Consider the following 21,207-nt stretch of genomic DNA (forward strand, 5'->3'; position numbering starts at 1 on the left):
GGGTCAACATGTGCCGGACTGTCACGCAAAAAATGTATGAAAATCCATAAAATTACACCGTGTATTAGGGGGTCAGCTTAGTCCGGAATATCCAACTGGTGACGAACAAAAGATTATTGAATGGATAAATAGAAACCTACTGGTTAATTGGGTTGAATATGATGGGAATTTTAGTTTAATGGAATCACAATTAATATCTAAATACTTACCTCTTTTGAACTTGTCAAAAAATCCTTTTGCTTTGAAGGAAATAGCTGATTTGAGGGCTGAGTGTGTTAGGGTTGCGACAAGTTAATTACTTAAATTATATTCTTTTAAAGTTGTGTGATCTTACTAATAAGATTTTTCTCCACTTCTTCATTTTCCTCAACAAATCCATATAATTCACTCCATGAAATATTTTTTTTAAATATGATTCCTCTTGTTCTACATATAAAATCAAATTCCTGTTGTATATATTGGCTCATTGAGTTGTTCTTTTAAATAATATTTCAAATCAAATTTTGTAAGTCCGTATTTATAAGCAGCTCTTGAGGGATGTCTGGGATGTCCACTTTGAGTCAATGAGCCAATTTTCAACCATTCAATATCTAAATGATTAATTGAATCATTAATGTCCTTGAGGCATTTTGAGAAAAAAGGTCTAATATTAATGGTTTCACCCCATGCAGATAGAATTGAGCATTTCTTATAGTTACTTAATAATTCACCAATCTTTTCAATATTTTCCTGATGCAGTAATTTATTTAATGTTTTATCCACATTTTCTGGAACAGGAGTCCTTTGTGCATAAAGATTAAGCATTACAAAACTATCAAAACCAGCATTTTTAGCAAATGTCATGGTTTTGGATATAGTCATATCTGGCTTATTCTCATCTGCTGTACTAGGATTCAGTCCTAATACAAATAAAGGATTCAGTCCTTTAGTTCCTAATACAAATCTGGCTTTGTTGTCAGGACTGTTATTATATATTTCCACACTGTATTTCATCTTTCACTTGCTGGTAAGGTTGTGGCTCGTATGTTTGATTTCAATTAGTATTAAAAATATAAATTTACATTAAAAAGATTTAACAACAAACCGATATGGGGGTGATTGGGTCACCGTCTGAATTTCCTTGAATTCGTTTTTGTAAAGATCAACTGATACTTAACGAACCGCCCAGCACTAGAGACCTGTATGTAAAACGATGTGAGAGGTGTCCTCCGCTTAACGATGGTGGAGTCATCCAATCGATTGTGCGCTCGTTCTATTAATCAACCTTCCCCACCTTCAGTCATATTTCCAAGAGGGCTGTGTTCGGAAATATAATTCTTTTCAACCTTTTTGCACTCTCTTCGTATTCCTTCAAAAACTATTTTTTGCTTTACTTTCTTATGATACTTTTGAATGAATTTGGATTTGAATAAATGAGCTTCATCACTATAAGCACCTCTAATATGTTGCTCAAATCTTTCTTGAGGGTTTGCAGCAATACCAACATAAAAAACAAATAATTCACACTCTAAAGTATAGACATAGCAGTATTCTTCATCATTAGCACTCTCGCCTTCATCTACTTGTAATATCTCTAATTCCCTTTCATACAATGACATTTCTGTGGCGTTCATCTCGTATTCTTTAGTAATGAAATTATCGAGCCTATCCAATAATTCATTTCCTGGCATTAATAACGACATTATTTTTTGATATAGCTCCTCTGTTTCCTCTGCTTTAATTTTTAATAGATTAGGATGTTCAATATAAAATTTCCAACCCAACCTGTCGTATCCTGAATTTTGAAAAAAATCTTGTTTTGAGTTATAAATTTCATTCCACAAGGAACAAATTTTATGATTCCATATCTGATATTCATTTAAAAAGGTCTTTACAATGTTTTTATCAATGCAATACCTTGCATATGAACGATGTACTTCAGTTCTATCAGGGTGATAAGTCAATTGAGATATTATCTTTTTTGTAAGCTTTTCTTTAAATGAGATACACTTCTTATAAACTTCAATTGCTCTATTTTGTAGGGATGGTGGTGGTGAGTGTTTACAATATTCAACCAATAGTTCATTGGTTTTATAATTTTCCATGATGTCAGAAATTCTTTTAAAATCAGGATACATCTCACGCCATTCGTCAAAGTGTCCAAGTACCTCTTTCCGCTCAGTTTCTAAATCGTCTAATAGTTTTCGTGTATCATCAGTCATTATGCCAATCTATAAATTCATACTTTATTCCTTCCATTCAGTTTCAAGTTTGCACTGTCGCCCATGCATGACCGCTAATGTTTAGGCTCGTATGTTTGATATTATTAATTGCGAGTATAAATTTACATTTAATAGATGAAACAACAAGCCATAGAAGGGATATGGGGGTAGAAGGACTCAACATCAGAATTTCCTGTAATTCATTTTTGTATAAAGAGCAGAATACTGATACCACCTTTCTGAGACCTGTATGTACAGTAGTGGAGTCTATGCTGAAACTCAGGGCAAATTATTTAACGATGGCGAAGCCATGTACTCGATTGTGTGCAGTGTTTTCAGTCCCAATTTTTCAAGTAATTTAATAATTCAGCCATAATATCTTTCCAAATTGTTTGTCTTAATTCCTTTGGCTTTTCTGTCGGATTTATTTCTTTCATTTTAGCATCTACAATTGCTTCTACCGAAGAAGTCCACGAATTCTCAATATCAATTACTTCATTGATTGATAAAAATGCAGCTCTCCTTAAATGATATGTTACATCTGAATGATTTTTATTTTCATTCATAACGTTCTCTAATTGTTCTTTTTGATCATTCCACTCTTTAATCCTAACTTCCTTGCCAGAAAGAGCTTTTTTATGTAAATTAATTATTGGAATTAGATGTTCATCATAATAAGCTACATCATTAATGATTTCGGTCAGCAAGTAAATCTGCCATTTGTATAATAATTTCGAATAATCCGTTCCAACTTTGCAAGACATTAAAAAATTCTTGTAAAAAGCAACTTCAGAATGTTCTTGATTAACACTAGATTCCTTTGAATTATGATGATTTATAGTTCTAATTAAAAATGCTAACCACAAAGGAAGTCCTAATTTTTCAGGATACAACTCAAAATTCTCAATTAAGCAATCAGATTGTTCAAATACTCTTACATTGCTTAAAAGTTTTTCAGCAATTTCAGTAGGACTCTTTGGAATCAGTTTCTTTTCTGTCCATATTTTTAAATTTTTTAAATGAATATCTTTTTGATTTGCATCATTATGAAAAGCTAATAATCTTGATTCCATTTTTGTTTTTTTTACTTTGCACACTATTGACTATCTGCACCAGTGTAGCATATAATTTATGTACCGAAATAGGTCTAGTAGCTGTTTTCAGTATATTAAGCCATTTTTGTAATAAATAGATTTTTTACATAAAGCCATTTCAAATTTACTAATTAATAATTTGATCGCATATTATTGAAAGGACTGTGAGCATGATTATTTTATTCAATCCCTATAATATTCAATCTTATTTAGCAATTTCAGAAATCAAAATTTAAAGCACACCTTATTTTTATAGCGACATTCTTTGGCGTCCATGACGCTTACTTTTGTATTAAATTAAAACAAAGCATGATGTCAACTTATCAAACGGGAAGGTCATATCTTCATACAAAGACACATATTTATAAAAATCGCACTTCAAAAAATAGGTTTAGCGATGTGTTTATTGATACAAATGGTTCCTATTTGAATCCACATAATCTTTTTATGGCATATTTCAACACCATTCCAAATTGTATAACTGAAATTGCTATTGATTGTAAAAAAGCCAGAGTGTGGTTCGAAGATAATTTCTCTGCTGAGATTAAGGAGACTCACTATAATAAAAGATACATAAAAGGTAGTAGACAAGCTGAATTTGACGACATATATCATTTAATTTATGAGGATTTAATAGTTTATTTTGATACAAATCAAGATGATACTTACTTCCTATTTAAGAATACCCAAATCCACAAAGTCAATGAAATTATTTCTGAGATTAAAAAGATAAAGAAAAGGCGAAGAAATAAATATAAACCTGAGATTTCTTTAATGGTAAATGGAAGTAGTGGGATTGATATTAAATCATTTAAAGTAACTCAACCTAAGCTTAGTATAAATGATAATTATAATGATGATTTTATTGATGTGCATAAAACAATTACAAATAGACTTTCAAAGAAAAATGATAAGGGCTTAGTCATTTTGCATGGAAAACCTGGGACAGGAAAAACCTCTTATATTCGTTACCTCATTACAAAAATTAAGAAACATGTAATTTTTTTGCCCCCGAATATGGCTGCTGCTATTTCAAATCCCAACTTGATATCTTTACTTATTGACAATCCAAATTCAATTTTTGTTATAGAAGACGCAGAGAACATTGTTATTGATAGAGAACATAATGGATATTCACCCGTTTCTGCCTTATTGAATATTTCAGATGGTTTACTTTCAGATTGCCTGAACATTCAGATTATTTGCTCATTCAATACTGACATTTCCAAGGTGGACAGTGCATTGATGCGAAAGGGTAGATTAATTGCAAAATACAATTTCAAAGAGCTGGAAATCCAAAAAGCAAATGAACTTTCAAAAAAATTGGGATTTAGTTCCAGTTTCGAATCTCCAATGACTTTGACTGAGATTTACAATCAGACTGAAAGAGATTTTCAACAGGCAAAAAGAAGAAAATCAATTGGTTTTAATGCTTAAATTCGGGATAATAATCAGAATCTTGAAAACAGGAAATTCATGATTTTAGCGATGGAATTAGAAAAAATGAAACATGAGTTTGATATTCCTGAAAAATGGAATGCATTTTTAAAACAAATAGATCAAAAGCAAATACTTGTTAAAGAATGGGTGCTTAAATTTAAAGAGGAAGCCAGTAACTATTTCAAAACAGTAGATACGGTAAAGGATTGGTCATTTAAAGCTTATGAAGATCAGTACCTGCAATGGTTCTTAACCGAACATGGTGAAAAATCACTTAGCCTGGCATTTGGAAAATTTGGAAAAGTCGTGTTCTATTGTGATTCTTATGTTTATGACATAAATAAAATTGCTGAATATTTAAAAACAGAAAAGTTTAAACCTCTAATAAGTAATGGGATTGATCATCTTACAAATTCAATGTCGCAATCTGGAGCAATGGGCATCAAAAACTTTTCATTTAGCAATTCAGCTGATCCAGAATTTGATCCTGATCAGTTTGCCTGGATTGCTGGAAACAGAACAGACATTTTAGTAAAACAAATAGCTGAACAAGTGAATAAATTTCAGAAAGATGGGGAGATGGTGGAATTACTAAATGAATTAATTAAGTTGACAAAATTATGAATTAAGTATTAAATTGTATGGATTACACAGTCTATCCACTTTTACATTGTTAAAGATTTAATATGAAATATTATGGATGAAATAACCAAAATTGAAAACCTCCTGATTCAAATAGGAGCAATTAATAAAAGCTATGAAAAAATAGCCAAACTCACTGGTGAAAATTTTAATATTTTTGAAGTATTGGGATTAACTACCAATGAGGTTAGAACGCATTCAGCTTTCATTGCAGAACTATTAAATCCAAAGGGTTCTCATGATCAAAATGAAGTTTTTTTAAAGCTCTTTTGTGAGCAGTTTAAGATCATTGATTTTGATGTTGAAACTGCATTAGTAGAAATTGAAAAGCATACTGGCTTTATAAATGAAGAATATACTGAAGGTGGAAATATCGATATTATTGCTTCAGATGCTAATAATAATGCAATTATAATTGAGAATAAAATTTATGCCCCCGATCAAAAAAATCAGCTTCTGCGTTACTTTAACTATGGAAAGAAGAACTGTAAATCTTTTAAAATGTTTTATTTGACACTTTTCAATGATGAAACTAATTTGGGGAAAAATGGATTAGAGGAAAATGATTATACAAGCATTTCGTATTCTCATGAGATTTTGACATGGTTAGAGGCTTGTCGAGAGAAATCAACAAACCATCCTATTCTTCGAGAAACAATTACTCAATATATAAATTTAATCAAAATACTAACAAATCAAACAACAAATACAATTATGAAGGAAGAAATTTTAGCCAAAATAAAAAATAATAGTGAATATATTAAAGCTTATTTTGAATTAACTAGGTCAGATATACGGGATGGTGTTAATAATCATTTAGTAGGAGAATTGAAAAAGCAGATGGAGGAATTAGCTGTAGAATTGAAGATTGATTTTGCAGATGATTCTTTACTAAGTAAAAATGGGTTAGGATATTTTACATTTAAAATTAGAAATTCAACAAAAGGGTTTTATTTAGGATTTGGAAGTTGTGCAGCATATCATAATTTCTTTTTTTTGGTAGATTGTAATGATGAATATAGAGAAAATTCAAAAAAAGAAGTATGTGAAAGAATAGGTAATAGAGGAAAGGATTTTGATGAAATTTGGATACAAATGTTTGATAACGATATACGATATTGGCATAACTCTTATAAACCATGGCATATGATTCAAAATGGTGAAATGAAAGATTATGTTAGGACAAAACTTAAGCATATTATTAGTAGTCTAGACGGATTCGATTTATAATAGAACCACTTTAAGTATTACTGACTTTATACCTCTTCTGCAAATAGGATTTCACCATAATTCATAAGAAATATTTTAGCAGCGACATATTGTGTCGCTCTAATTGATTATTTTTGTTCCAAAATATATAAAATCTTTGAGAATACTATCCAGAAATATAGCTTCAAATTAATCCACAATGCGATGGCATATATTGGAAATAACAAGAAATTAAATAGAAAAACATGTTTATAGTAAAAGGGAAGAAAATTGACTTCAAAGAAGAACTAACTCAAGTTCGAAAAGAATTTGAAAAACTTGAAGATGCTGAAAAATATGCTAATGAATATTTGGATGGTTATACGATAACTGATGCAGATACAGGTGAAGGAATTATAGAGCAAGAAGATTCTAACGCAATTACAGAAGCCTCTTTGGATAATATGTATCCAGATAGGCACGATAAAGATTTTGACCAAGACCAAATTTCAGGTGAGGACTTTTTTAAGGATTAGTAATAAATTATGTCAAAACGAGCCTACATATCCCGTTACCTGCTAATTCTTAAAAAGCTGAAGGCAAAGCCATACAGCTCTTATGAAGAATTGCAAAGTTATATCGCAAATCAGGTTGAGTACTTGCAAATGCAGGATGATACTTTGAAAATTGCCTTTTCAAAACGGACATTGCAAAGGGACATTCGGGAAATCAGCAACAATTTTGGAATAGATATCGAATTTTCGAATAAAGAAAAGGGTTATTATATCAGCCAAAGCGAATCAGAAAACATGAATTTCCAGCGAATGATTGAAGCATTTGATATGTTTAACTCCCTAAATCTTGCCCAGGATTTAACTCCATATATATTTCTGGAAAAACGTAAACCCCAGGGAACTGAAAATCTTTATGGTTTGCTACATGCCATAAAAAACAAGTTTCAGATCAAGTTTGAATATCACAAATTTTGGGAAGATATTATAAGTCAAAGAATAACAGAACCATATGCTTTAAAGGAATATAAGAATCGCTGGTACGTTTTAGCAAAAGACTTGAAAGATAACAATGTAAAAAGCTTTGCTCTCGACCGACTCTCTAACCTTGAAATAACAAAGAATACTTTTGAATTCCCCAAAGATTATGATGTTGAAGAAAGTTACCGCCATTGTTTTGGCATTATAAGTCCAGATGAAGGTGATAAACCTGAGGAAATTGTTCTTTCATTTGATCCATTCCAGGGAAAATACATCAAAACATTGCCACTTCATGAAAGCCAAGAAATATTGGTTGATAATGAAAATGAGCTGAAGGTCAGCCTTAAATTATACATTACTCATGATTTTATCATGGAATTACTTTCTTTTGGAGAAAATGTGCTTGTTCTTCAACCTGAGTCTTTAATGAATGAAATTAAAGATGCTCATTTTAATGCATTTAATTTGTATTGAAAGCATACTTAATGCAATGTCATATGAACTATAAAATCACGAATTTTTGCAAAATCGGGGTAGTTATAAACTTATAACCCTCATCTATCAATATCTCAACAATCTGAGCAATATCCCGACATATCTTTGACGCAAAAAAGATGATGGATTGGAAAGAAACCTGGTTGGAATTGCCAAAAAACAACCAAAACTACTACTTCCGAATGATGGATCATCAAAATTATAAGTATGAATAATTTACCAGAAATATCCAATCACCTTTAGCATTGTAAAAAGGGTCATGCACAACGCATTTAAACCAAGCTGATTTAAGAACAAAAATCATTTCCTTTAAATTTTAGCAAATTCTTATTGCCAACCTGACTAACTCAGGAAGCATAACTTTGCTGTAAGATGTGTAATAGCATTTATCATGTATTAAATTCATTATCTGAGTGTTAATTTCAACAGTAATAAAATATTGCACTCAGATTGTGATGATATTGAAAAATAAATCCTAAATTTGAGTAAAGTTCTTATAATAATAATGTGAAATAATGGTCAGGCCCTTTTTAGGCCCCAAAAAGTAGCAAAATTGCGTTTCACTAATGTTTCATCTAAAAATTCACAAAGCTTATAAATCACTGATAATTAAACAATAACAGAATATGGTCAGACTCCCCTCTTGGGCACAATTTAACTTCTAATCCATTCGAAATCAATCGGATGGATTTTTTTATGTCTACTCTTTAGCTTTTCCATTGATACCTATTGTTATTATTAGCTACATCTTACTCCATAATAATTAATTGGTTTATTATAAAAATGATAACTTTATTTCATGAAACTTCTCATGTTATTTTGCAGCAATTTTGCATTTGCTACCAAGAACAAGGGGCTTGATGATGTGGCTGATTTTTTTGAAGAGAAACAGTTTATGGATGCATTGGTTGGATTTATTCATGTGGAGGAAAAAGATCAGGAAAGACCAAAACGAATTGAGGATAATTTGGTGAAAAACCTGAAATGGGGAGCTAGAAAAAACAATACGGATACAGTAATCGTTCATTCTTTTGCTCATTTATCAGACAGCAAAGCTGAGCCTGAATTCACAAAAAACTTACTAGATAAAGTGACCAAGCGAATGCAAAATGCTGGATTTGATGTTACGCAAACACCATGGGGCTATTTCTTGGATCTCAATATACAAGCACCCGGAGAATCGTTGGCACGGGTTTTCAAAAGTTTTTAGTGAGGATTACAATTGCTGACTTCTGCATGAATGGATTTCTCAAATAAATTATGTTGCCAACTTAGCCTTGTTTAACACTTAACAAGTGCAATCTATTTCTCTCCTAAAAGCGAACCAAATCAATCAATTTAGCATGCATTTCCTTGCCCACCATTTTGGATCCATCTTCAACAATGGCATTGGTTATCGCTTTAATATCATCAGTGTGTTGCCAATGTTTTTGCACTATACTATCATCCAAATTAGTAAAAGCATAGTTTAAGACAACAGCTGCCAAAACAATATCATCTGCATAGCCCATCGTTCCTGCAAGTGCTTCGGGAAATAAATCAAATGGCGAAAGAAAATAAGATATGGCAACAGCCAGATTTGCTTTATCTGCAATTTGAACTTCCTTTTCAAGAGACAATTTGCACATGAATTCAAATAACTGTGGTGTCCATTTTAAATGACGTGCAAACTCACTTTCGTGTCCTTTGTTTTCAAGCCAATAATTAATCCTGATTTGCAATCGATCTACAAAATCATTTTCCTGCTCTGCCATATAAATTCCTTTAGTAAAAAATAAACCTATTTTTTATTCGTTAATGCCTTGTAGTACAAGAATCTAAGTTACAACAATTCAATTTATTTCTTATTTTGAAAAATTATTAGGATTATTGTAACAAATGAAAAGGCATTGTCGTCCTAATGTAATCAACACCAATCAAAGCTGAAAGTTGAAAACAATCTTAATATCCATTACTTTTATCCTAATCAGTACAGTCCAATTATTTGCTGGTTATATTAGTGGCCGAATTACTGACACTCAGGGTGCCCCCCTTGCATATGCCAATGTTTATGTAAAAAACACTTCATATGGAGCCAGTTCAAACCTGAAAGGAAATTATTTTCTGGAACTTAAAAAGGGGAGTTATACCATCGTTTATAGTTTTGTTGGTTATGAATCACTTGAAAAAGACATTATAATAAATGAAAAAGAAGCAGTTAAGCTGAACGTTGTTCTCAAAGAAGCTTCGCATGAATTGACTGAATTTGAAGTAGTCGTAAAAAAGGAAGATCGTTCAAAAGAAATCCTTAAAAATGTGAGGGAAAATCGCAAATATTATTTGTCGCAAGTAAACTCCTACTCCTGTAAAAGTTATCAGAAAACATCGCTGGAAAAAGAATTGATAAAAATAAAAGCCAAAGACAGTATTATCAGCAAAAAAGATACTTTAAAGGAAGTTTCGGGTGATATGTTGGCCCATTTGAAGAAACAAAAAATGAATCTGATAGAGTCTGTATCAGAAACCTATTTTAAATCTCCATCCACCTATAAAGAAATTGTTTTAGCTCACCACGATTATATTCAAAAGAAGGTGAATGTCGATCAATCTGCAGAAGTTTCTGTAGGAATTGAATATGGCCAACACGACATTGCACCAACACGTTTTCGAGCTGAAAATCCATATCTTGTTTATACCGATATTGCCAGTTGTGACTTTAATTTTTATAAGAACAACATTGATTATCCTGCCATCAGCAATAAGCCCTTGCTCTCTCCCATTGCAGCGAGCTCTATGCTTAGCTATACGTATAAATTTCTGGAATCGTTTGAAGAAGATGGACATGTTATTTATAAAATACAGGTGAATCCAATCTTCGAATCAGAAGCACTCTTTTCCGGTGTGTTGTATATTGAAGACAGCAGCTGGATGTTAAAATCAGTTGACCTATCCATTAACAGAGCTACCTTATTTTTCTGTAAAGAATTCAGGATTATCCAAAATTATGAGGAAATAACAAAAGATGCTTACTTGCCTGTGCGAAGAGAATTTACCTATACAATAAAAGATGGGCGCTATAATTACCTTGGAAATACCCGAATCAATCATTCCAATTATGAAATTAATCCTGATTTTGAAGCAAAGTTTTTCAATAATGAAATCAAACGATATGAAGTAGATGCATTCGATAAAGACTCTACTTATTGGCAGGAAGAAAGACCATTAACATTACAAATCGAAGAACTGGATTTCATTCGAAAAAGCGATAGTATTCAGGAATATTTTGTCAGTGACGAATACTATCATAAAATCGATTCTGCTTTTAATCGTATTAATTGGTGGTGGTTTTGGCTAACGGGTGTAGGACATCGAAACAGGGCAAAAGGGAACGAATTCTATGTCAGTGGTTTAGTTGAACAAATAAATCCTTTAGGTATTGGAGGCTACCGACACAAACTTCCGGGCTATTATAATAAAGATTTCAAAAATGGGATGAAACTTGAAACCCGTGGATTTATTGATTATGGATTTAATAACAAAGACATTAAAGGTCAGCTTGGAATTGGCTTAACATACCTTCCCCTAAAATTCGTAAGAACATTTATTGATATTGGTGATTTTTACACACAAATCAATGAATTTGCTTCATTCGAACAGATTTTCAGCCGAAGCAATTATGTTCGAAAAAAATCAGTTATTATTACCCAGCGAATGGAAATTGTTAATGGTTTGTTTGGAGAATTAACACTTGACTATTCTGATCAGGACCCTATTAAAGATCTGCAGCTTTCCGAATGGTCTGAAATAATTTTTGGTGAAATAAATAAACCCACCGATTTTGTACGCTACAAAAAAGCGGAGGTAAAACTGGAACTAAAATATAGATTTAAGCAAAAGTATATCCTGAAAAATGGTCGAAAAATAATTATTGGTACTGATTATCCTGAGCTCGACTTCATTTATCGAAAAGGAATACCCAATTTGTTTAATAGTGAAGTCGATTATGATTATATCGAACTGGGTGCACATTACGATATGGATTTAGCTCGTTTGGGTTCATCTCGATGGCGTGTGCTGGCAGGTTCCTTTATAAACAAAAAGAACCTGCGTGTACTGGAGCACAAATACTTCAGAGGTTCCGATTACTTCTTCTTTTCAGATCCTCTGCAATCTTTTCAATTAATGGGTCCGACATTAAGTACAGCTGATGAATATTTCAGAGCAAACTACATTCATCATTTTGAAGGCACAATAATGAACAAGATTCCTCTTATTAATCGATTAAAACTTGGATTATCGGCTGGTGCAGGCACACTTATTATTCCTGATATTAATTTTAGACATTTTGAAGTTTTTGCAGGCATTGAACGCGCTATCCGAATAAAACAGCAATTATTCCGTTTTGGTATTTATGCAGTAACTGCCGATAACTCCTTTGAAGCTGCTGATTTCACTTGGAAATTTGGTATTGATTTCTTCAATAGTTTTACAAATAAGTGGGGGTACTAAATCTAAGTCAAAAATTAACTTATATCCTTTATTATACAACAGACATTTATTGTATTTGTCAATCATTTTGAGGCCACAAGTGCAACAGCGCATATTCAAAAAATACTAACCATTAAGGATTAAAAATCCATAGGATTGGATTATGAATGAAATTCATTTGCAAAAAACCAAAGTCCTATTGAATTGTTTCCTTAAAAATCACCCACAATTAATATATTGGCTTTTCAGCTTGAAGCCATCTATCAGCTAATAATAGCTCCAATGCTCTTTCATATCTTTCCTTTGACAAATCACTATCATTAAAGTACATATTGAAGTATGCATTATTAGGATTATCAATCTCCTGAATTGCATAGTTCAGATTTTCAATAGCCTGACTTTTTTCACCTTCCTTAGAAAGCTTCCATGCATATATATAATAGTTTTCAGGTACATTGAGTTCCGGATACTTTGTATTTATATGTCTGAATCGATGCAACTGACTTTCTTTTGAAACAAACGTAATGACGATTAAAAGCATGACAATAATTGAAACCATGTAACTCAACTTAAGTTCAAATCCTTTTTTGAATAGAAAAAACAAGGACACGATCATAGATATGGCAGCAGGAATGAACAACAGATTTGCTGCTGGCCAATTTGAAATTTTAAAAGTAAAGAAAATGCTACTAATGCCAATTGATAAAAAAAGAGCACCGAGTATTTTTTTATGATTCTTTTTAAATGTATACACAAAAGCCCATATTGAACCCAGGAAAAGCAATGAGCTACCTATAGTTGATAATAAGCCTCCACCAGCCCAATATTGAATTTTAAACAACAATCCCAATAACATGAGGCTGGATAAAGCTAACATTCCCGCTTCAATTCTTTGTTTTTTCCTTGATAATGAAACAATGCCATATAATAAAATACCAACCAATAGCAAGGCAAAACCGATGGCAAGTATTGCATTTGCTCCCATAAAAATAATGATTGATTTTCCAATTATGCCGGCTAAAATCAGGCTAAAGGAGAACAAAAGAATAGTTTTAATGACTTTCATTGTCGAAATATTTTACTGATACCGTTTAATAAACAAAATCAAAGATCACAAAAAACATTTAATTTGAATAGATACTGTGCATTTGAATCATCAATTTGATTCCTAAAATGTTGATATTTATAAGCTAAATCTTCGTTTGCATAGTCGTTTGCATCTTTCTGTCTGTATGTTATTCAAGTTCTGATTTCTGTATTTTAAAATATTTACTACTATGTCTTGCATAGTACTGTTTTTTATATATATCTTTGCATTGGATTTTACTTAGAACCGAATTATGAATATTGAAAATTCAAAAGCACAAATGCGAAAAGGAGTACTCGAATTTTGTACTTTATCCGTGTTAAAAAAGCAAGACTCTTATGCGTCCGACATTATTGGTGAACTCAAAGAAGCAAAACTAATCGTTGTTGAAGGCACCCTATATCCACTACTAACCCGATTAAAAAATACTGGTTTTCTTAGTTATCGCTGGGAAGAATCGACTCAGGGACCACCGCGCAAGTACTACCAACTAACCGAACAAGGCGAAAAATTCCTGGAAGAATTAAAACTTGCTTGGAAAGAATTAAATAAAAGTATTGAATTGATTAATAAGAAGTAAATGAAACGAACATTCACAATTAATTTAAATGGCATTGTATTTCATATTGATGAAGATGCCTATGAAATGATGCAACAGTATTTAGGAAAAATTAGTCATCATTTTAAGAGCACAGATGAAGGAAAGGAGATTTTGGCTGATATAGAATCACGCATTGCTGAGCTATTTCAGAACAGGATTAAAGAGGGAAAAGAAGTTATTACAGATGAAGATGTTAATTGGATGATAGACATTATGGGCAAAGCTGAAGAAGTTATTGGAGCGGATGCTGAAAATGAATCATCACAACAGAAAAACCATCATGGGAAACGCTTTTATCGTGATGCTGATGATAAAATGCTTGGCGGAATTTGCAGTGGGATAGCCAATTATTTCAATATCGACCCGGTCATTCTCAGGATAATCCTTGTCGTTTTGTTTTTTGTGTCAGCAGGCACGGTTCTGATTGCCTATTTCATTCTTTGGTTTATTTTACCTGAAGCAAAAACAACTGCTCAAAAGTTGGAAATGAAAGGTGTAAAGGTTAATATCGAGAATATCGAAAAAACCATTAAAAATGAATTTGAATCTGTTAAAAGCAATTTTAAAAATATAAAAAACTCTCAGGCAGGAAATAATTTTCGAGAAGGCATCGAAAGTATTTTTCACGCATTAGGAAAAGTATTTGTTGTATTTGGCAAATCAATTGGAATAATTATTGGCTTTGCCCTTTTAATTACTGGTTTGGTTTTATTGCTTGGTCTATCCACTTCCTTTTTTGGTAAAGATTGGTTTTTAGGCCTTTCTCAATGGGGAATAACAAATATTTCATTTGCCGGTTTGCTTTCCTTTTTAGCCAATCCATCAGTATCCATGCTGGCTTTTCTGGGCATCTGTCTGGTGATACTCATTCCAACCATTGGACTTATTTATGGCGGAATAAAATTACTATTTGGAATCCGAATAAAGGATCGTGTATTTGGTGGAGCAATGGCATCTCTATGGGTAATTGGCTTTGTATTTCTGATTATTGCAGGAACAAGTATTGCGCATAATTTTCAGGAATCGACCACATTAAGTTCAAGCTATAAACTGGATAAAATAGATTCGGATACACTGATTATTAAATTGAACGATAACAGTATGGATGGTGAATTCTACTTCCTTCAAACAGATGAAGTAAAAATTGGCCAATTCGGCAACGAGAAGAATATTTATTTGCAAACCAATTTTAGCATTGAAAAAAGTGACTTGGATGTGGCTGAATTAACTATTGAAATTGAATCTGACGGAAAATCGAAAGCACAGGCAAGGAAAAATGCTCAAAACACAGTCCTGCGATGGGAACAACATCCTAAAGGAGTTCTTCTGCCAAAATACTTCAAATTAGTAGCAGGTGAAAAATGGAGAAATCAGGAAATTGACATCATACTGAATATTCCGATTAGCCAGATAATTTATATAGATGAAAGCTTTGAAGACAGCTATATCCGTACTTATGGAAATGTATTTGAAAGAGAATATGATAATTCAGGAAATCACTACATCATGACCGAATCAGGATTGAAAAAATTATAATCTCATCTTTTTTTCAACCATTATATCAAAAATCAAAATTTGACGTTTATCATAAATCAAACTTAAATTGCTTGCATGGAAAATGAAAAGGGAATTATCTCTTAACTTTGCAACACAAGAATGATTATGAGAAAATTCATCCTGATTTTTATCTTTACTGCCTTCGTACAATTAGTTGTTGGTCAGAATATTCGAATAGGTAATTGGCGTGCTCACCACAACTACACCGAAGGAATAATTAGTGTAGAAGTAAAAAATCGTATTTATACAGCCACTGAAAATGGATTATTTTATGTAGACAAAACTGATAATTCCATTACAACCTGGTCGAAAGTAAATGGCTTTAGCGATGTAGACATTAGCACCATTGCCTATGATGAAAAGTCTGACCTCTTATTAATAGCCTATAACAATACTTTAATAGATGCCGTTCAAGCCAATCGGATTTTTAGTATTCCTGATATTTTACGCAAATCAATTCCGGGAAAAAAAGCAATAAACAGTATTTACTTTTATGGCAACTATGCCTATTTCTCCTGCAGTTTTGGGATAGTGGTTTATGACATTGAAAAAGAAGAAGTAAAGGAGTCATATACCGAAATTGATCCGAACGGTACCATTGAAATTTTAGAAACTGCCATTTTTAATGATTCTATTTTTGCAGCAACAGAAAATGGTATAATAGCAGCCTCCCTTAACAGCCTTAACTTATTGGATAATAAATACTGGAATTACATAAATGTTCAATCCTGTAAAAAAATAATTCCTTTTAACAACATGCTATATGCTGAGCTTGATGGCTATATATATCGCTATCAAAACGGCCAATGGAATATGTATATTGATAGCCTTCAAAATACCTGTAGCGATATTAATGTATGTTATGAAAATTTGGTTATTAGCTTTAAAAGCAAAGTTTTTGAGATCGATAAATCCGGACAAATTACGATTCATCAGGAAGGTGGAGCTCGATCAGCACTTTTGGATGAAGAGGGTAATTTATGGCTTAGCATGCCCATTTTTGCATTAATAAAAAAAACAGGCAGCAATTATGGATTTTATACACCAAACGGACCTTCTTCTAAAAAAACCTGGAATATAGAAGTGATTGATGATGTAGCTTATGTGGCAACAGGTGGTTTAACCTTCACCGGTTCTCCAGCTTATAATTATGGAGGAATTTATCTGTTTCAAAATGAAAGTTGGCAAAATAAGAATTATATGAATAATGCCACTTTCGTAGATTTTAAGGATATGTTGAATATAGCTGCTGATCCAATTAGCGATAAAGTTTATTTTGGATCTTATGGAGATGGACTGGCCATATATGAAAACGGCAATTTCATCAATCGTTTCGATCAGAATAATTCTTCTTTACAAGTAACGATTTCCGATACCAACCGAATCAATATCAGGGGTTTGTGTTTCGATTCTGACAACAACTTATGGGTCAGCAATTTTGGAGCAGATGAGCCTTTGTCGGTACGATATGCTGATAAAAGCTGGGCCTCATTTAGTTTGGGATCTGAAGCAAACAGGGGTATTGGCGAATTGATTGTTGATGATTCAAAACAAAAATGGATTCTGCTTCCATTAGAGGGTGGAATTATTGTCTTTGATGAAAATCAGCAAGGAGGCAGCACTTATAAAAAACTTTCTACAAACCAAGGCAATGGAGGCCTTCCTACAGAACGAATTCATAGTATTGCCAAAGATTTAAAAGGGCGCATCTGGTTAGGATCTGAAGAAGGTGTTGCAATCATCTACAATCCTGAAGATGTTTTTTCAGGCAATAATTTTGATGCACAACAAATTTGGATCAACGATGGAGAAGAATCCGGCTATTTATTAGCCTCTGAAATTATCAGTGTCATCACTGTAGATGGAGCAAATAATAAATGGATTGGCAGTAAAAATGGTGCCTGGTATGTTTCGGATGATGGCACTGAAATTATCCATCATTTTAATAAAGATAACAGCCCCTTACCTACAAGCGATATTAGAGATATTGCAGTAAACGAAAAAACAGGTGAAGTGTTTTTTGCCACTGATTTAGGGATAGTCTCTTACCGAAACGAAGCCACCAAGGGGGAAGATCAGTTTGGGAACGTATATGCTTTCCCAAACCCTGTGCGACCCGGCTATGAAGGCCCAATTGCCATCAAGGGATTGGTTACGAATGCCAATGTAAAAATTACAGATATTGCTGGCAATGTAGTAACCGAAATGACTGCCCAGGGAGGGCAAGCTGTGTGGGATGGAAAAGACATTTCAGGAAACGCAGTTATGTCGGGAGTTTATTTGGTATTAAGCAGCAATGACGATGGTTCAGAAACGAATATCACAAAAATTCTTATTGTGCGCTAAATGCTTGTCAAATCACAAGGAATTGTCATAAAAAGTACACGCTATTCCGAAAGCAGTGCAATTGTTAAAATATACACACAAGGCTATGGAATGACTGCATTCCTAATTCAGGGTATGTACAGCAAAAAATCGGGACTTAAGCCAGCCCTGTTTCAACCACTCCAGGTTTTGGAGCTGGATTTCTATTTTAAAGAAAACAAAAACCTGCTGAAAGTAAAAGAAGCGCGATCGGCTTTTGTGCTTAATCATTTACATTTCGAAATGAAACGCAGTACAATTGCGATGGTTATTTCTGAGCTCATTTATAAATGCATACAGGAAGAAGAAGAAAACAAGGAGATGTATGATTTCCTAGTTTCCAGCATTCATATTCTGGACAATCCAAGCAAGGATAGCAATCATTTTTTATTATTTTTCATGCTTCATTTCAGTCGGTATTTAGGTTTCTTCCCTGCTAATTCTTTTTCTGATGATTTACCCAACTTTGATTTATATGAAGGTCGCTTTAAATCCGACATGGGAATAAATACCTTTTTATTAGATACGCAGTCGAGCTTTTTATTGAACCAGATAATCAACACAAATATTGGGGAATATGATAGCATACAAATCCCTCAAATAGAGCGATTAAAACTCATTGAATATTTAATTGATTACTATAAAATCCACATTTCAGGATTTCATAAGTTGAGCTCGTTCGAGGTTATCAAGGGATTGTTTTTGAAATAAGTTAAAAGTGACTTGAGTGACTAAAGTGTAAAGTTAATCCCCTCCACCTAAAAGCACAGTAGGTTTTCAAAACTTCTGAGTTCTCAAATGAGTGGCTAAGATGAGAGATAATTAAACTTTAGGCACTCCATTACTTCAAACTCTAGGCACTTACTTATAAGATACAAAGCACCTGGGTCCTCAAATGAGTGACTCAGATGGGAGGCAAATAAGTTTAAAGTGCCTAGAGTGTCTAAAGTATAAAGTTAATCCCTTCCTCTTGAGAGTATAGGCTTCTTCTGAAATATCTCGATCCTCCAATGAATGACTCAGTTAAGAGATAATTAAACTTTAGGCACTCCATTAAATCCAACTTTAGGCACTCTAGGCACTTCTACCTCCAGACACTTACCTATCCCTCAAAACCTGCTTTTTAATATGCTGAATATGACCCCTGCCTAAAGCTTTCACTTCACAACCTAACTCAAAATATTTTCGGATATCTTCATCATTTAGTATACCAAAACAGTCAATTACAGCCATTGGTCCACCTGCCCATTTTACAATATCCTCCGGATTCAGGTTCTTATACTCCGTATGTGGGACCGCTAATATCAACGCCTCCATTCCTTTCAAAGCTGAGGGCAAATCATTCTGGACTTTTATATTTTCTAAGCCATCCTGATTCCTAAAAAATTGTTTCCAGCTATGAGCCTCTTCCATGGGATCGTTTTGCACTTCAAACTCCCACCATTTGTCAACATACGAATCATGTACATGAACCCATGCGCCCATTTCAGTCAACCTTCTAACCACAAGCTCACTACCACTATAACGTGTATCACCAACATCTTCACGATAACTTGCACCGCAAATCAAAACATTGGTTCCTGCAATGTATCTATCCAAATTACGCAATGCATCTCGTGTTAATTCAGCCACATGCAAGGATCTTGTGTCATTGGTATCTATGGCTAAAGGAGTCATTTTAAATACATCATCGCCATCATCAAAAGCAAGTATATGTTTGTAAGCCCAGTATCCTAAGCCACCATCTTTTGGTAAGCAATAACCTCCAATCCCGGGTCCGGGGAACATAATATTACTGTGGGTTGGACGCATTTTAATGGCTTTATAAACTTTGATCAGGTCTACACCATTTCTTTCAGCGAATAAACTCCACTCATTCATAAAAGCCAAAATTGATGCACGATAGGAATTCTCAACAATTTTTGTCGTTTCCGACTCAATGGGTCTGTCCATTACAGTCAATTCAAATTCCTCTGTATTCAATACTTCTCTCAAGAATTTCTCTACTCTTCCTCGAGCTTCTGCATCACAACCTGAGCACACACGCCAGAAATCACGAATGCTGGATACATATTCTTTCCCAGGCATAACACGTTCAAAACTATGTGACAATAGGGGTATTTCGGCAATTCCCCTATTCTGATATTCCTTTTTCAAAATAGGCCAGGCTATATATTCGGTTGTACCTGGAGCAACAGTTGTTTCAATGAGTGTTAGGCATTTTGGTGGAACTTTCTGTCCAATAGTACGAATGGTTGCTTCCAATGCGGCCATATCGGTTTCCCCGCTTTTCATATTGCCCAGTTCTTTCTTCTTGAAATCACATTGCACATCTACGACAACGCAATCGGCTAATTTCAGACAATCGCTGTCGTAAGTTGCTACAAACGATTTTTTCTTAATGACTGTTCTATCAATAATCTCTGCAACTTCAGGATCCTCAGCAGTTACAGGCGATACACCTCGATTAATAACAGGTATCTTCCAATAGCTTCGCACGCTGGGGCGCTGACAACCTATTACAAACTTAGTTGGATTACCACTTTCATCTACAGTGTCGGCTACTATAGCTGCCATGACAACACCAACAAAACCCAAACCCATTACTACGACAATTTCTTTCCCTTCAGCTCTGGCTTTATCGGCTAATGTTTTTATACGCTTAAATTCATCAGCATAAGCTTCCTTTGCTGGAATTGCAAATTTTTCCCCTGATGGGGTAATTGAGTAATTCATATAATAATCATTTAAGGAGTGAATATTTTTCAGTATTATTAAAACACAATTTAAGGAATATTTTATAAAAATCACAAAGCAGTCACTTTCCCGATTTTGGACAAATGGTTCATATAAAGACAATGCTGTTTAATTCTTTTCCAATCATAAGAAGCCTTGAAATATTGCTAAGCGAAAACACACATGCGAAAAAATTCATTAATGATAAGCCACTATTATTGTATTACTTAAGATGTATTATTTTCAGCCTACTTAATAGAAACTGAAGGTTTGTAGTGCATTAATTATCAATAAGATTGAGTACATTTGTATACATAATAGGTCCGGAACAATACATTGTATG

The 21,207-nt window shown here is 33.3% G+C and carries 17 protein-coding genes; 11 read left to right on the forward strand and 6 right to left on the reverse strand.

Going from position 1 to position 21,207, the window contains the following annotated elements:
• Positions 1-438: 438 nt before the first annotated feature.
• The 3 genes from HOG71_13880 to HOG71_13890 form a co-directional block, all read right to left on the reverse strand.
• A complete protein-coding gene (locus HOG71_13880) occupies positions 439-993 on the reverse strand; it encodes a DUF1643 domain-containing protein (GenBank protein MBT5991935.1) in 555 nt (184 codons plus the stop codon).
• A gap of 266 nt (positions 994-1,259) precedes the next feature.
• Positions 1,260-2,084 carry a GIY-YIG nuclease family protein gene (locus HOG71_13885; protein ID MBT5991936.1) on the reverse strand — a complete coding sequence of 275 codons (825 nt, stop codon included), beginning with the start codon at positions 2,082-2,084 and terminating at the stop codon, positions 1,260-1,262.
• Between the two features lie 452 nt (positions 2,085-2,536).
• On the reverse strand, positions 2,537-3,274 hold the full coding sequence (locus HOG71_13890) for a hypothetical protein (GenBank protein MBT5991937.1): 738 nt from the start codon (positions 3,272-3,274) through the stop codon (positions 2,537-2,539).
• Positions 3,275-3,607: 333 nt separating this feature from the next.
• On the opposite strand from HOG71_13890, the gene HOG71_13895 reads away from it, so the two are divergent.
• The 6 genes from HOG71_13895 (at position 3,608) to HOG71_13920 (ending at position 9,262) form a co-directional block, all read left to right on the forward strand.
• A complete protein-coding gene (locus HOG71_13895) occupies positions 3,608-4,732 on the forward strand; it encodes an AAA family ATPase (GenBank protein MBT5991938.1) in 1,125 nt (374 codons plus the stop codon).
• Positions 4,733-4,771: 39 nt separating this feature from the next.
• Positions 4,772-5,359: a hypothetical protein gene (locus tag HOG71_13900; GenBank protein ID MBT5991939.1), complete on the forward strand. Its 588-nt coding sequence runs from the start codon at positions 4,772-4,774 to the stop codon at positions 5,357-5,359.
• A 183-nt stretch (positions 5,360-5,542) separates the two neighbouring features.
• Positions 5,543-6,607: a PD-(D/E)XK nuclease family protein gene (locus HOG71_13905; GenBank protein MBT5991940.1), complete on the forward strand. Its 1,065-nt coding sequence runs from the start codon at positions 5,543-5,545 to the stop codon at positions 6,605-6,607.
• 224 nt (positions 6,608-6,831) lie between these two features.
• A complete protein-coding gene (locus tag HOG71_13910; protein MBT5991941.1) occupies positions 6,832-7,101 on the forward strand; it encodes a hypothetical protein in 270 nt (89 codons plus the stop codon).
• Positions 7,102-7,110: 9 nt separating this feature from the next.
• Entirely contained in the window at positions 7,111-8,031 is a 921-nt protein-coding gene (locus tag HOG71_13915) for a WYL domain-containing protein (GenBank protein MBT5991942.1), read from the forward strand.
• An 820-nt stretch (positions 8,032-8,851) separates the two neighbouring features.
• Entirely contained in the window at positions 8,852-9,262 is a 411-nt protein-coding gene (locus HOG71_13920; GenBank protein ID MBT5991943.1) for a hypothetical protein, read from the forward strand.
• A 103-nt stretch (positions 9,263-9,365) separates the two neighbouring features.
• Here HOG71_13920 and HOG71_13925 read toward each other — a convergent pair whose 3' ends face one another.
• The gene (locus HOG71_13925; protein ID MBT5991944.1) at positions 9,366-9,806 is read right to left on the reverse strand and encodes a DUF1232 domain-containing protein; all 441 of its coding nucleotides are present in this window, start codon (positions 9,804-9,806) and stop codon (positions 9,366-9,368) included.
• 175 nt (positions 9,807-9,981) lie between these two features.
• On the opposite strand from HOG71_13925, the gene HOG71_13930 reads away from it, so the two are divergent.
• The gene (locus HOG71_13930) at positions 9,982-12,540 is read left to right on the forward strand and encodes a carboxypeptidase-like regulatory domain-containing protein (GenBank protein MBT5991945.1); all 2,559 of its coding nucleotides are present in this window, start codon (positions 9,982-9,984) and stop codon (positions 12,538-12,540) included.
• Between the two features lie 208 nt (positions 12,541-12,748).
• On the opposite strand, the gene HOG71_13935 is transcribed toward HOG71_13930, so the two are convergent.
• A complete protein-coding gene (locus HOG71_13935; protein ID MBT5991946.1) occupies positions 12,749-13,585 on the reverse strand; it encodes a hypothetical protein in 837 nt (278 codons plus the stop codon).
• Positions 13,586-13,859: 274 nt separating this feature from the next.
• On the opposite strand from HOG71_13935, the gene HOG71_13940 reads away from it, so the two are divergent.
• The 4 genes from HOG71_13940 to recO all read left to right on the forward strand — a co-directional run bounded on the left by HOG71_13940 (position 13,860) and on the right by recO (position 18,839).
• The gene (locus HOG71_13940) at positions 13,860-14,186 is read left to right on the forward strand and encodes a PadR family transcriptional regulator (protein MBT5991947.1); all 327 of its coding nucleotides are present in this window, start codon (positions 13,860-13,862) and stop codon (positions 14,184-14,186) included.
• Positions 14,187-15,743, forward strand: a complete 1,557-nt coding sequence (locus tag HOG71_13945) for a PspC domain-containing protein (protein MBT5991948.1) — start codon at positions 14,187-14,189, stop codon at positions 15,741-15,743.
• Between the two features lie 126 nt (positions 15,744-15,869).
• The gene (locus HOG71_13950) at positions 15,870-18,110 is read left to right on the forward strand and encodes a hypothetical protein (protein MBT5991949.1); all 2,241 of its coding nucleotides are present in this window, start codon (positions 15,870-15,872) and stop codon (positions 18,108-18,110) included.
• Complete coding sequence (recO, locus tag HOG71_13955; GenBank protein ID MBT5991950.1) at positions 18,111-18,839, forward strand: DNA repair protein RecO; 729 nt, start codon at positions 18,111-18,113, stop codon at positions 18,837-18,839.
• A 387-nt stretch (positions 18,840-19,226) separates the two neighbouring features.
• Here recO and HOG71_13960 read toward each other — a convergent pair whose 3' ends face one another.
• Positions 19,227-20,864, reverse strand: a complete 1,638-nt coding sequence (locus tag HOG71_13960) for a GDP-mannose dehydrogenase (GenBank protein MBT5991951.1) — start codon at positions 20,862-20,864, stop codon at positions 19,227-19,229.
• Positions 20,865-21,207 lie beyond the last annotated feature (343 nt).

Source organism: Bacteroidota bacterium (assembly GCA_018698135.1).
Taxonomy (GTDB): Bacteria; Bacteroidota; Bacteroidia; order CAILMK01; family JAAYUY01; genus JABINZ01.